At 61.1% G+C, this 13,250-nt stretch carries 13 protein-coding genes and 1 pseudogene; 8 read left to right on the top strand and 6 right to left on the bottom strand.

Translation table 11 applies throughout. The features are described from left to right. The coding region (gene pgi, locus EN935_RS07110) for a glucose-6-phosphate isomerase (protein ID WP_127373237.1) at window positions 1-1,386 on the top strand (1,386 nt) is incomplete at its 5' end. Between the two features lie 5 nt (window positions 1,387-1,391). Further along, on the top strand, window positions 1,392-2,114 hold the full coding sequence (locus EN935_RS07105; protein ID WP_109666160.1) for an HAD family hydrolase: 723 nt from the start codon (window positions 1,392-1,394) through the stop codon (window positions 2,112-2,114). Between the two features lie 242 nt (window positions 2,115-2,356). On the opposite strand, the pseudogene EN935_RS41895 reads toward EN935_RS07105, so the two are convergent. After that, a pseudogene (locus EN935_RS41895) lies at window positions 2,357-2,514 on the bottom strand (Ohr subfamily peroxiredoxin); the annotation flags it as partial. Beyond that, window positions 2,511-3,389: an SDR family oxidoreductase gene (locus tag EN935_RS07095; protein WP_127264644.1), complete on the bottom strand. Its 879-nt coding sequence runs from the start codon at window positions 3,387-3,389 to the stop codon at window positions 2,511-2,513. The gene EN935_RS07095 and the pseudogene EN935_RS41895, both read right to left, overlap by 4 nt. Before the next feature lie 127 nt (window positions 3,390-3,516). Here EN935_RS07095 and EN935_RS07090 point away from each other — a divergent pair, with 127 nt between their 5' ends. Both EN935_RS07090 and EN935_RS07085 read left to right on the top strand, forming a co-directional pair. Then, window positions 3,517-4,143: a TetR/AcrR family transcriptional regulator gene (locus EN935_RS07090; protein WP_109666164.1), complete on the top strand. Its 627-nt coding sequence runs from the start codon at window positions 3,517-3,519 to the stop codon at window positions 4,141-4,143. A 136-nt stretch (window positions 4,144-4,279) separates the two neighbouring features. Beyond that, window positions 4,280-4,615: a cupin domain-containing protein gene (locus EN935_RS07085; RefSeq protein ID WP_109666166.1), complete on the top strand. Its 336-nt coding sequence runs from the start codon at window positions 4,280-4,282 to the stop codon at window positions 4,613-4,615. Between the two features lie 175 nt (window positions 4,616-4,790). Here the strand turns inward: EN935_RS07085 and EN935_RS07080 are convergent, their stop codons facing one another. From EN935_RS07080 to EN935_RS07065, 4 genes are all read right to left on the bottom strand, one after another. Beyond that, window positions 4,791-5,525, bottom strand: a complete 735-nt coding sequence (locus EN935_RS07080; RefSeq protein WP_109666168.1) for an NAD(P)-binding domain-containing protein — start codon at window positions 5,523-5,525, stop codon at window positions 4,791-4,793. 17 nt (window positions 5,526-5,542) lie between these two features. Beyond that, window positions 5,543-5,899: a MarR family transcriptional regulator gene (locus EN935_RS07075; RefSeq protein ID WP_245468922.1), complete on the bottom strand. Its 357-nt coding sequence runs from the start codon at window positions 5,897-5,899 to the stop codon at window positions 5,543-5,545. A gap of 405 nt (window positions 5,900-6,304) precedes the next feature. Next, window positions 6,305-7,021 carry a methyltransferase gene (locus tag EN935_RS07070; RefSeq protein ID WP_245468921.1) on the bottom strand — a complete coding sequence of 239 codons (717 nt, stop codon included), beginning with the start codon at window positions 7,019-7,021 and terminating at the stop codon, window positions 6,305-6,307. Further along, the gene (locus EN935_RS07065; RefSeq protein WP_127373236.1) at window positions 7,021-9,021 is read right to left on the bottom strand and encodes a long-chain fatty acid--CoA ligase; all 2,001 of its coding nucleotides are present in this window, start codon (window positions 9,019-9,021) and stop codon (window positions 7,021-7,023) included. Before EN935_RS07065 ends, EN935_RS07070 begins: the two co-directional genes overlap by 1 nt. A gap of 467 nt (window positions 9,022-9,488) precedes the next feature. Here EN935_RS07065 and EN935_RS07060 point away from each other — a divergent pair, with 467 nt between their 5' ends. The 4 genes from EN935_RS07060 to EN935_RS07045 all read left to right on the top strand — a co-directional run. Beyond that, on the top strand, window positions 9,489-11,081 hold the full coding sequence (locus EN935_RS07060; RefSeq protein WP_126067526.1) for an ABC transporter substrate-binding protein: 1,593 nt from the start codon (window positions 9,489-9,491) through the stop codon (window positions 11,079-11,081). Between the two features lie 50 nt (window positions 11,082-11,131). Beyond that, the gene (locus EN935_RS07055; protein WP_127264549.1) at window positions 11,132-12,139 is read left to right on the top strand and encodes an ABC transporter permease subunit; all 1,008 of its coding nucleotides are present in this window, start codon (window positions 11,132-11,134) and stop codon (window positions 12,137-12,139) included. 70 nt (window positions 12,140-12,209) lie between these two features. Further along, window positions 12,210-13,064 (top strand): ABC transporter permease subunit, encoded by an 855-nt coding sequence (locus EN935_RS07050; protein WP_245488888.1) that lies wholly within the window; start codon window positions 12,210-12,212, stop codon window positions 13,062-13,064. A 2-nt stretch (window positions 13,065-13,066) separates the two neighbouring features. After that, window positions 13,067-13,250: ATP-binding cassette domain-containing protein (locus EN935_RS07045; protein WP_127373234.1), on the top strand; the 184-nt coding region annotated here is incomplete at its 3' end.

Raw genomic sequence — 13,250 nt, 5'->3', positions numbered from 1 at the left:
ACCGAGGACCGCGCCGTGCTGCACACGGCGCTGCGCAACCTGACCGGCAAGGGCGTCATTGTCGATGGCCAGGACGTCAAGGCGGATGTCATCGCCGTGCTCGACGCCATGGGCGCCTTTGCCGATGCCGTGCGTTCGGGCAAGGCGGCCGGCGCCACCGGCAAGAAGATCACGGACATCGTCAACATCGGCATCGGCGGCTCCGATCTCGGCCCGGCCATGGCGACGCTGGCGCTGGCGCCCTATCATGACGGGCCGCGCGCGCATTACGTCTCCAACATCGACGGCGCCCATATCCACGACACGCTGAAGGGGCTGTCCGCCGAAACCACGCTTTTCATCATCGCCTCCAAGACCTTCACCACCGTCGAGACGATGACCAATGCCCAGACGGCGCGCGACTGGGTGCAGAAGGCGCTCGGCAAGGAAGCGGTCGGCAAGCATTTCGCCGCTGTCTCGACCGCGCTCGACCTGGTGGCCAAGTTCGGCATCGCGCCGGATCGCGTCTTCGGCTTCTGGGACTGGGTCGGCGGCCGCTATTCGCTCTGGGGCGCCATCGGCCTGCCGGTGATGATCGCTGTCGGCCCGAGGAATTTTCGTGCCTTTCTCGATGGCGCGCATGAGATGGACGAGCATTTCCGCATCGCGCCCGTGCAGGAGAACCTGCCGGCGCTGCTGGGGCTGGTCGGCTGGTGGCATCGCGTGATCTGCGGCTACCCGGCTCGCGCCGTCATCCCTTATGACCAGCGCCTGTCCAGGCTGCCTGCCTATCTGCAGCAGCTCGACATGGAATCGAACGGCAAGAGCGTCACCCTCGAAGGCACGGCTGCGGCGACGCCGACCGGACCGCTGGTCTGGGGCGAGCCCGGCACCAACGGCCAGCATGCCTTCTTCCAGCTGCTGCATCAGGGCACCGATTTCATCCCGGTCGAGTTCCTCGCCGCGGCCATCGGCCACGAGCCCGATCTCAAGCATCAGCATGATCTGCTGCTCGCCAACTGCCTGGCGCAGTCGGAAGCGCTGATGAAGGGCCGCACGCTTGAGGAGGCCCGCGCCCAGATGCTGGCCAAGGGCATGAAGCCGGCCGAGGTCGACAAGATAGCCCCGCACCGCGTCTTCTCCGGCAACCGGCCCTCGGTGACCATCCTCTACCGCAAACTCGACCCGCGCACCTTCGGCCGGCTGATCGCGCTCTACGAGCACCGCGTCTTCGTCGAGGGTACGCTGTTCAACATCAACTCCTTCGACCAGTGGGGCGTCGAGCTTGGCAAGGAACTGGCCACCGGCCTTTTGCCTGTCGTGGAGGGCAAGGAAAGTGCCGCGAAGCGAGACGCATCGACCGCTGGCCTTGTGGGATTCATCCACCATTTGCGTGGCTCGGAGTGAAAAGTTTGGCAGACATCAAGGGAATATTGTTCGACAAGGATGGAACGCTTGTCGACTTCAACGCGACCTGGCTCGGCATTGCCGACTTCATGGCCATGGATGCGTCGGAAGGCGATCGCTGGAAAGCCGACAGGCTGCTGGCCGCTGCCGGTTTCGATTTCACCAACAAGCGCTTCAAGCCGGACTCGATCTTTGCGTCGGGCACCAATCTCGACGTCGTCGAATTGTGGTTCCCGCGCCTGTCCAACGAGGACCAGATGCTTGCGGTTGCCCGCTTCAACGAGATCACCTCGATGCAGGGCTCGGCAATGGCGGTGGCGCTGCCGGGCATCGTCGACACGCTGACGGCACTGCACAGGAAGTCCTACCGGCTTGGCGTTGCCACCAACGATTCGACCAGCGGTGCGGAAAAGACGCTGGTCACGCTTGGCGTCGCCCAATTGTTCGACGCGGCCTATGGCTACGACGCGGTGGCCAATCCGAAGCCGGCGCCCGACACCATCCTGGCCTTCAGCGATCTCACCGGCCTAAGGCCGGCGGAGATCGCCATGGTCGGCGATAACAGGCATGACCTCGAAATGGCGCGCGCCGGCGGCTGCGGGCTGGCGGTCGGCGTGCTCTCCGGCACCGGCACACGCGAATCGCTGTCCGGCATTGCCGACGTCGTTCTCGATTCGGTTGCCGATCTGCCTGACTTTCTCTCGGCGCGGGTCAAGGAGACGATCTGACTCCAACGCCGGGGCAAAATCAACTTGGACTTTCCCGCCAACGGCTGAGATCGGGTGGAAAGCGGGCAGATTTCGGGGAAGCAGCTCAGGAAAGCAGACATGCAGTCGCTCGCTTCTATGTCTGCCATGGGCCGAAAGCCGTCGTTTGAGGTTGTAGGCTGCCACTTGGGGGCACTACCCGCGTGGCAAAAATGGAGCGCGTTGCTAACATTCGGTCAGAGGGCGTGTCTGTAACCACATTCCTCAAAGCAGGCGGCATAGCCGTTAGCAAACAACTGCTCCGGATTTGTCGCGCCGCCCTTTCCGCCCACAACGGTGGGCACGGCCGGTGCACGATCCAGGAGGCCATCTTCGCTTCGGATGCGCCACTACGACCGCCATTGGCCGTACCCGCTGTCAGATCATGTTCGACATTCCGAGCGCAGTCAGCAGGTTGTTTTGAATGGGAGCGACGGCCTGATTCAGTCCCTCCACCCCGAAGTCCATGCCCTCTGGCATGACGACGGTGCGCAATGGGCGCCGTTCCGTAGCCTCGACTAGCCGTGCGATGGCGTCAGCCACCAACTGAGGGCGGGGTGGATTCGCAGGATCAAGTGCCTGGTCGGAGTTGTTTTTGATTTGGCCTGGGACCGACGCAACAGCGCCATATGTCGCCAATACCTGTTCGTCGGAGGGCGCTGGGCTGGATGGAAGCAGATTGCTCGGAAATGGCCCCGGTTCCACGATCACTGAGTCAACCCCGAAGCTGGACAGTTCATATCGATACGCCTCGGCTAGCGCTTCAAGCGCAAACTTGCTGGCGGAATAAACACCAAAGAACGGAACGATGACGCGCCCCATCAACGAGGTCACATGGATGAGGACGCCGCTACCCGCTGCACGCATATGTGGTAGTACGGCGCGATCGGCCCTTACAGCCCCAAAAAAATTCACGGCAAATTGCTGCTCGATGTCTGCCACCGTGTAGGCTTCGGTCAAGCCGACGAACATCGTGCCTGCGTTGTTGACGAGCGCATCGATTCTGCCGTGTTGCTTGACCACCCGATCGATCGCAGCGTTGACCGACGCTTCGTCCGTTACATCCATCTCAATGACCTGCAGGAGATGCCCTCCGGTTTTTGCAGCGTCGATTAGCTCGCTGCCGATTTGGCTGTTTTTGCCTTCGATGTCGCGCATGGTCGCGACCACCACGTGACCGCGCCTGGCGAGCTCCAAGGCGGTGAGCTTTCCAAAACCGCTGCTCGCCCCGGTAACAACTGCAACCTTACTGCTCATTTTCTCGATCCTCTCGCTTGCCCACCTAACGGGGCAAGCGAGATATATACAGACCTGTATGTATCTTGCAATGGGAAAATAGACAGACTATTCTGTTTCTACACCGAACGCGCACCGGCAGGCGAGAATGAAAACTTTGGATGTGAGTGAGTACCTCGACCTGGAATCGCGGTCGCTGGACGCCCTGGCTCCGCGACAGCGAATTCTGAAAACAGCGTCCGAGCTATTTTATCGGAACAGCATCCATACCGTGGGAATCGATCGCATCATCGCCGAGAGCGGCGTCGCAAAGATGACGTTCTATAAGCACTTCCCCTCGAAGGCCAATCTTGCAGCTACCTATCTGCGCCATAAAAGCGCGCTGTGGTTCGACATGCTGGCGACTGCGACTGAACAAGCTGGACCGGCACCGCTGGATCGCGTGCTGGCCATTTTCGACGCACTGAACGCGTCCTTTCAAGCGCCTACTTTTCGCGGCTGTCCTTTCGTTCGCGGGCTGGCCGAGTTCGGACCGGACGCGGAAACGCCAGAGGTGCAGGCAACGCTCGCAGCTTACTTCCATGACCTACGTAAGTTTGTCGCGTCGCTCGTCCAGCCCTTGAAGTTGAAAAATCAAGAGAGCGTGGTCGTTCAGATTCTCGCACTCATCCAGGGCTCGCTCGTGAACGCGCAAGCCATGCGGGGGGGCGTTGAACCGCTTGCAACGCGCGATGCGGCCAAGGTGCTGCTCGAGGCTGCGGTTCAGCGCGGCTGACTGTGCCTGCGGCGCCTAGTGGTCAGATCAGACGAAAAACGTGGCCACAGGCCGAGCGCGAGAATTCGGCGGCGAATAGAGCAAATTCGCCGCAACTCGATGAAGAAAAACTAAGTACGATCAATGAGGACAATCGATGCATATTCCAGCTAACAAATCGAGAGAAATAAATACTTTAGAGGGCACGATATGGAAATATTTCCTAAACAGCGAGGTAGGAATTTCATATCAGACACTGACGATGAGAAGCCCGCTAACAGGTCAGCACCTAAATAAGGAAACCAACGAGATATATTTCATTGTTAAAGGAACGGCCAAATTTATCGTTGGCGATAAGGAGTACGACGTGGGTGAGAAAGACGTCGTGGTCGTTGAAGCAGGCATTGCCCACTACATTGAAACCGGCGCGCTTACCTACCTAACTGTCACAAGGCCGGACTGGAAATTCGAGCAATATCAACACGTGGATTAGCGAGACGGTCAATGACGCCAGGGGCCACGGTTTCCCGTAAGGTTCATTCCTTCCAGAAATTTTCAGAGCATATGGAGTGCGAGGGTCCGTGGCGGTGGCCCAGTGTAAAGTGGCGCCCCAGTAACTGGCGAAGGTAGCGTGCCGCCCGCTTTATAGCGGGCGGCCGCAATCTACATCAAGCAGACAAAGACCGATTGGTTGCGACTGCGCCAGTTCGGGTGAACTCTACATCCGGCTTGGAGAACGACGCCATGATAGCGTCGCGGTTCAATGGAGCGCGTTTCCTGTCAGCGGCGGTGAGCGCAGCCTTGAGTTCGTCGGCGGTCAACTCAGTGCAATAGGCAGGAGTGCCCGGCTGCAGTCGCCAGGACTCTTCGAGAGTGCCCGCATCCACCGTATCGAAGCCGGTGACGCTGACGAGATCGGAGACAAGTGCTTTGGCTGCGGCGTCGTCACCCGAGATCGGGATCGCAATGCGACCTGGAACACCGGCCTCCAAGCCGGCCTCGGCTAAGGTTAGCGAGAGCAAGGCGTTCCAAGCCTTAACAAGGGGACGTCCGACTTGCGCGCTGGCCCAAACGGTCTCCGGCTTGCCGCTATCCACCTCGGAGATTTTGGTGTCACGGGCTGGATAGTAGTTGGATGTGTCTACCACGATTGCACCAGCAGGGGCGCCGGCAAGAACCGTTGCCAGGTCTGGGTTCTTGGCAAAGGGCACTGAGAGGATGACCACATCGGCATCTAGCACTGCCGCCTCTCTCTCAACGGCCTGGATGCCGGTGCCAGCAACTGTGTCCGCCAGACTTTCGGGGCCACGCGAGTTGGCCAGTTTCACCTGGTGGCCGGCGGCGTCCAGCTTCTTTGCGACCAGCGAGCCGATGTTGCCGGCCCCAATGATTCCGATTTTCATTTCATATCCTTTGGTTTTCAAATTTTGGCAGGGTGAGCGAAGTGATGAAGAGTGTCTCGCAGCGCCATGATCTCGTCCTCGGACATTTGACAGGCACTCTTTATCTTGCCGGAGATGCTCCAAACCGCGTCCTGGATGCTGCGAGCGGCAGGCGTGAGATCGACAAGGACCCGGCGTTCGTCCTCAGGATCGCGCATTCGCGTCACCATCCCGCAGGTCTCGAGCCGCTTGAGCAATGGCGTGATCGTGCCGGTGTCCATGCCCAAAGCGTTTCCAAGATCACCGACGGTCCGAGGCGCGGACGTATAGAGCTCCAGCATCACAAGATACTGGGGAAAGGTCAGGCTCAGCGGATCGAGGAACGGCTTGTGCATGCGTGCCATCCGACCCGCCGCCCCGTAGAGGGCGAACGAGATTTGCATCCGAACCTGTTGTGATGGGCTTTTTTTAGGTGCCATACCGTAACCTAAAGAGACAAATTAGAGTTCACTGGTGAGCTAGTATCTAGCGCGCTAGATAATTATCCTTCTGGAGAATTGCAACCTCCCAGGTTCGACGCTGCTATGGCAGCTTCTCGCCAAGTCGAGCAGGTCCCGTTCCGAGGGCGGGCCAGCCGCGTCGGAGCCGTTTCCTACTTCAAGCCCAAACGGCGGGAATCAGGCGCAAAACGGCCAACGCGATGCCGCAGTCGAATGTCTGCTTTCAGGTAACGGCCAGCAACGTCGTTGCGGCAAAGATGGAGGTCGAATCCGGTCATTCCGAGTGACTGGGTTTTGATCTCAGCGCCAGCGGTCTTCCGCCTCAAAGGAAAACACACCGCTCGGCTTGGTCGCGGCACCCTTCGCATCGCCGAAATCCGGCACCCGGTATTCGGCGAGTAACCGTAGCCGCGACAGCGGCAGGTCGGTGCGGCGGGGATCGCCGACCAGCACTTCGATGCCGGCTGCCAGGCAGCGATCGAGGAACGGGATGACGCGCAGAGCGACCTCGCGGCCGTAGAACACGTCCCCTGCAAGCACGAGGTCGACGGCCGGCGGACGACCCGTGGTGATGTCCTTGTCGACAATGATGATCTCGACGCCGTTGGCTGCGGCATTGAGGCCGATCGCGGCTACGCCGTTGCGGTCGATCTCGGCGGCGATTACTTCGCGTGCCCCAGCTTTCGCGGCGGCGATGCCGACAAGGCCGGAACCGGCACCGAGGTCGAGCACGCGGCGACCCGCCACGGTCATCGGATGGTCGAGGACATAGCGCGCGAGCACGGCGCCGCCGGCCCATATATAGGCCCAGTAGGGCGGTTGTGGCTCCGGCACGTCTTCCGCATCGTCTTCGGGCTCGACGAGCCGCCTCAATCCGCTGCCGGGGTGAGCCGTGTAAAACTGGATTTCTGGGAGCGCAGGCACAGGGACAAGGCGCATGTTCGCCTTGATGAACGTCGCCGGGTCGAGGCGCGAGCACCGATCCGGTGCGTCGTTGTCGGCAAGATCGTCATCCACTATTCGCGCAGCGCTCGCCGCAGGATCTTGCCGACCGGTGTCTTCGGCAGTTCGGTGCGGAATTCGATGTATTTGGGCCGCTTGTAGCCAGTCAGGTTCTCGCGGCAAAAAGCGGTGAGCGCCTCTGCGGTGAGCGCGGGATCCTTCTTGACGACGAACAGTTTCGGCACCTCGCCCGAATGCTCATCCGGCACGCCGATCGCCGCCACTTCGAGCACGCCCGGATGCATCGCCACGACTTCCTCGAGTTCGTTCGGATAGACGTTGAAGCCCGAGACCAGGATCATGTCCTTCTTGCGGTCGACGATCTTGGTGTAGCCGCGCTCGTCCATGAAGCCCATGTCGCCGGATTTGAAGTAGCCGTCCTTGGTCATCACCTTGGCGGTCTCATCAGGCCGGTTCCAGTAGCCCGCCATCACTTGCGGTCCCCGGATGCAGATTTCGCCGACCTCGCCGAGCGGCAGGTTGTTGCCGTCATCGTCGCGGATGGCGATCTCCGTCGAGGGCAGCGGCAGGCCGATCGTGCCGGTGAAGTCGCCGGCGCTGAATTTGTTGGCGGTGGCCACCGGCGAGGTTTCCGAGAGGCCGTAGCCTTCGGTGACCGGACAGCCGGTCAGCGCCTTCCAACGTTCGGCGACGCCTCTCTGCACTGCCATGCCGCCGCCCAGCGTCAGCACCAGCGGCTTGAAGTCGAGCTTGCGGAAATCCTCATTGTTGAGCAACGCGTTGAACAGCGTGTTGAGGCCCGGAAAGATGTGTACCGGATATTTCTGCAGTTCCTTGACGAAGCCGGGAATGTCGCGCGGGTTGGGAATGAGCACATTGCGGGCGCCCTGCTGCATGCCCATCAGCGCGTTCACCGTCAGCGCGAAGATATGATAGAGCGGCAGTGCGCAGATGAAGTTGGGGTGCGCCGGTTTCGGCTTGATCGTATAGGCGTCCTCCATCCACTGCGCGTTCTGCGCGACATTGGCGAGAACGTTGCTGTGCAACAGCGTGGCACCCTTCGAGACGCCCGTGGTGCCGCCTGTGTATTGCAGGAAGGCGACATCGTCGGCTGCCACCTTGACCGGCTTGAAAGTCGCGCCGGCGCCGGCCTTCAAGGCCGCGTTGAACTTGACATGGCCGGGCAGAGACCAGGCCGGCACCATCTTCTTTACGCGGCGCACGACGAAATTGACGATGGTGCCTTTCAGGCCGCCGAGCATGTCGCCCATCGCGGCGACCACCACATGCTTGACCGCCGTCCTGGCGATCACCGCCTGCAAGGTATTGGCAAAGTTCTCCAGGATGACGATGGCTTGCGCACCGGAGTCCTTCAGCTGATGTTCGAGCTCGCGCGGCGTGTAGAGCGGATTGATGTTCACCACGACATAGCCGGCGCGCAAGACGGCCATCATGGCTACCGGATATTGCAGCACATTCGGCATCATCAGCGCGATGCGCGCACCGTTCTGAAGGCCTTTCGATTGCAGGTAGGCGCCGAAGGCCGCCGACAGCCGCTCGACATCGGTGTAGCTGATGGACTTGTCCATGCAGGTAAAGGCTGGTTGCGCGGAAAATTGCTTGCAGGCGCCAACCAGGAAATCGCCGATCGAACTGTAGGGCAAGGGACCAATTTCGGCCGCCACGTTTTTCGGATAGCTCTTGAGCCACGGCTTTTCCGGCAGTCCCGCGGCCAGCGCCGTCAGTGCTTTCGGCAATCGCTTCGCGGCAGCCTCGGCAGGCTTGGCTGCCGGTGGCGCCTTTGTCGCCGCTACCGCCTTCGCCGCCGGCTTGACGGCGGCGGGCTTTGCCGCGGACGCTGTCTTTCCGGCAGCAGTCTTGGCCGGGGCTTTGGCCGCCGGCTTTGCGCTTGCCTTTGCTGGCACGCTGGCCGCCTTCAGCTTGGTCGCGGCAGCTTCGGCAACTGGCGCTTTCGGCTTGACCTTGCCGGCTGCCTTTGGAGCCGCCTTGGCCCCCGCTTTCGCCGGCGCCGTCGTCCTTGATGCTTTTGCCACCCGTTACCTCCCTCGACAATTCTTGTTCGTCTGCGTTGCGCTCGCCCCTGAATTGACAGAGACGTCCTCCGCTGCTGCCGCTATATCATCTATGTATTGCCTCCATTGGTGACCGTGCAAGTCTTGCCCTTGCGGCAAGGCGGCGAAAGATTTGCCGTCCAAAATCTTTCCAGCGGCCGACACTCTCCCCTGTGTCCCGGCCTGTGTCCCGGTGCATCCTCGGCTGCTCGGAAGAGCGCGCGGCATCGATATCGTCAAATCGGCGATCAATAAAAAAATGCGGTCGTTAATAATAGCGTGAATGGAAAAAACTGCTAATTTTTTCTGCCATTTAGCAAAATCGCGGATTTTTTTCCTGCTTCCCGCGGGGTAAGCAAACGGGGTGTTCCAAAGCCGGAAAAACGGTGCTTATATGCGCGCTTCGCGAGCCTGATAGAGGGGCTTGGAAGAACATCAGGGAGTGCTCAATGAAGAAGAAACTGACTTTTGCAGCCGCGTTGCTGGCTGCAAGCGTCCTGGGCGGCGTGGCCAACGCGAAAACTCTGGTCTATTGCGCGGAAGCTTCGCCTGAGGGTTTCGACCCGGCGCCGTATACCGCAGGCCAGACGTTCGACGCGTCGTCGCGCACCGTCTTCAACCGCCTTGTCGAATTCGATCACGGCAAAACAACGACCTCGCCGGGCCTGGCTGAAAGCTGGACGATCTCCGACGATGGCAAGGAATACGTCTTCAAGCTGCGCAAGGGCGTCAAGTTCGCCGCCACCGACTATTTCACCCCGACGCGCGACTTCAACGCCGACGACGTGGTGTTCTCTTTCGAGCGTCAGGTCGACAAGGCTGGCCCGTGGTTCCAGTACATCCCGGGCATTGCCTACCAGTATTACAATGACCAGTTCGGCGACAACATCACCAAGGTCGAGAAGGTCGATGACCTGACGGTGAAGTTCACCCTCAAGGAGCCGGCAATCACCTTCATTCCGACGCTGGGCATGGACTTCGCCTCGGTCGTCTCCAAGGAATATGCCGACAAGCTGCAGGCGGACAAGACACCTGAACTCTTCAACCAGAAGCCGATCGGCACCGGCCCGTTCATCTTCGTCGACTACCAGACCGACGCGGCCATCCGCTACAAGGCCAACCCGGACTATTGGGGCGGCAAGCAGAAGATCGACGATCTGGTCTTCGCCATCACCACCGATCCAGCGGTGCGTGCGCAGAAGCTCAAGGCTGGCGAATGCAACATCATGTCATACCCGGCACCGGCCGACATCGCCGGCCTGCAGGCTGAAGCCAGCCTGAAGGTCGACGAGCAGGAAGGCCTCAATGTCGGTGCGCTGATGTACAACACCCAGCAGAAGCCGTTCGACGACGTGCGCGTCCGCAAGGCGCTCAACATGGCCATCAACAAGAAGGCTATCATCGACGCCGTCTTCCAGGGTGCCGGCCAGGTGGCGGTTAATCCGATCCCGCCGACCATGTGGTCCTACAACAAGGAAGTGAAGGACGATCCGTACGATCCGGATGCATCCAAGAAGCTGCTCGAAGAAGCCGGCGTCAAGGACCTCAAGATGAACGTCTGGGCCATGCCGGTGTCGCGCCCGTACATGCCGAACGCGCGCCGCACCGCCGAACTGATCCAGTCGGACTTCGCCAAGGTCGGCGTCACCGTCAACATCGTCAGCTACGATTGGGGTGAATACCTCAAGCGCGCTTCCGCGGTCGATCACGATGGCGCCGTCATCGTCGGCTGGACCGGCGACAATGGCGATCCGGACAACTTCCTCGGCGTGCTCCTGAGCTGCGCTTCCGTCGGTTCGAACAACCGCGCGGAATGGTGCAACAAGGACTTCGACGCGCTCATCAATAAGGCCAAGACCGTTTCGGATCAGGCCGAGCGCACCAAGCTCTATGAACAGGCACAGGTCATCTTCAAGGAACAGGCACCCTGGGCGACGCTCGCTCACTCCAAGGTGTTCATGCCGATGCAGAAGACCGTCACCGGCTTTGCGATGGATCCGCTCGGTATCCATCGCTTCGACGGCGTCGATATCGCCGAATAAGGTTGCGAAACGGGGGCGTCGCCATGTGGTGACGCCCCCACTCGCCCGCCATGCTGCGCTATATCCTCGGCAAGCTCGCCCTCATCATCCCGACCTTCATCGGGATAACCATCCTCGCCTTTGGCTTCGTGCGCATCCTGCCCGGTGATCCGGTGCTGGTGCTTGCGGGCGAACGCGGCCTGTCGCCCGAACGTCACACGGCGCTGATGCACCAGTTCGGTTTCGACCTGCCGATATGGCAACAATACCTGACCTATCTGACGAACATCCTCAGCGGTGATTTCGGCACCTCGTTTTCCACCAAGACGCCGGTGCTCAAGGACTTCCTGGTGCGCTTCCCGGCAACGGTCGAGCTCGCCATCTTTGCCATGATCTTTGCCGTCTTCCTGGGTGTCGCCGCCGGCATCTTCGCCGCCATTCGCCGCGGCTCCTGGTTCGATCAGCTGACCATGGGCACGGCGCTGGCAGGCTATTCCATGCCGATCTTCTGGTGGGGTCTGCTGCTGATCATCGTGTTCTCCGGCACGCTGCACTGGACACCGGTTTCCGGCCGCATCGACCTTCTCTACTTCTTCAAGCCGGTGACAGGCTTCATGACCATCGATTCCCTGATCTCCGGACAGAAGGGCGCCTTCCGTTCGGCACTGTCACACCTTGTTCTTCCAACCATCGTGCTCGGCACCATCCCGCTCGCGGTCATCGCCAGGCAGACGCGGTCGGCCATGCTCGAAGTGCTTGGCGAAGACTATGTGCGCACCGCGCGCGCCAAGGGCCTGACCCCGTTCCGGGTGGTCGGCCTGCATGCCTTCCGCAACGCGCTGATCCCGGTCGTCACCACCATCGGCCTCCAGGTCGGCACGCTTTTGACCGGCGCCATCCTGACCGAGAGCATCTTCTCCTGGCCCGGCATCGGCAAATGGATGATCGACGCCATTTCCAAGCGCGACTATTTCACCGTGCAGGGCGGGTTGCTTTTGATTGCGCTGATCGTCATGTCGGTGAACCTGATCGTCGACGTGCTCTACGCCGTCATCAACCCACGCATCCGGGCCAACTGACATGAGCAACGAAGGCCCAGCCACCATCGAAGCCGCGACCGTCGTCAAGCAGCAGGACGCAAGGCTGCAGATGTTCGGCGAGTTCTGGCACTACTTCTCCGTCAACAAGGGCGCGGTGATCGGGCTCTTCGTCTTTGCGCTGCTGATCCTGATCGCCATCTTCGCGCCGTTGCTGGCACCGCATTCGCCGGACGATCAGTTCCGCGACTTCTTCCTGACGCCGCCGGCCTGGCAGGAGGGCGGCAACGCGCAGTTCCTGCTCGGCACCGACGCCGTCGGTCGCGATATGCTGTCGCGGCTGATCTACGGCTCGCGTTTCTCGCTCGCCATCGCCTTCGTCGTCGTCACCACCGCGCTGATCTCCGGCGTCATCCTCGGCCTGCTCGCCGGCTACTGCCGCGGCTGGGTCGACACGCTGATCATGCGCATCATGGACATCATCCTGGCCTTCCCGTCGCTGCTGCTGGCCCTGGTGCTGGTGGCGGTGCTTGGCCCCGGCCTCGTCAACGCCATGATCGCCATCGCCTTCGTGCTGCAGCCGCATTTCGCCCGGCTCACCCGCGCCGCCGTAATGGCCGAGAAGACCCGCGAATACGTCGTCTCCGCCAAGGTCGCCGGCGCCAGCCATCTCAGGCTGATGCTGGTCACCATCCTGCCCAACTGCATCGCGCCGCTGATCGTGCAGGCGACGCTGTCCTTCTCCAACGCCATTCTCGAGGCGGCCGCCCTTGGCTTCCTCGGCATGGGCGCACAGCCTCCGACGCCGGAATGGGGCACCATGCTGGCCGAGGCGCGCGAGTTCATCCTGCGCGCCTGGTGGGTCGTGACCTTCCCCGGCCTCGCCATCCTGATCACCGTCTTCGCCATCAATTTGATCGGCGACGGCCTGCGCGACGCGCTCGACCCCAAGCTGAAGAGGTCGTGAGAATGCCTCTGCTCGAGATCAAGAACCTCACCGTCTCCTTCGACACCGCGGCCGGACCGTTCATGGCCGTGCAGGGCATCGACCTGTCGATCGAGCCGCGCGAAGTGCTGGCGATCGTCGGCGAGTCCGGTTCCGGCAAGTCGGTGGCGATGCTGGCGGTGATGGGCCTGTTGCCCAACACCGCCA

Source organism: Mesorhizobium sp. M7D.F.Ca.US.004.03.1.1, assembly GCF_003998635.1.
GTDB classification, from domain to species: domain Bacteria; phylum Pseudomonadota; class Alphaproteobacteria; order Rhizobiales; family Rhizobiaceae; genus Mesorhizobium; species Mesorhizobium loti.
The sequence above is the reverse complement of the archived record's forward strand: the minus strand, read 5'-3'. Positions and strand labels throughout refer to the sequence as shown.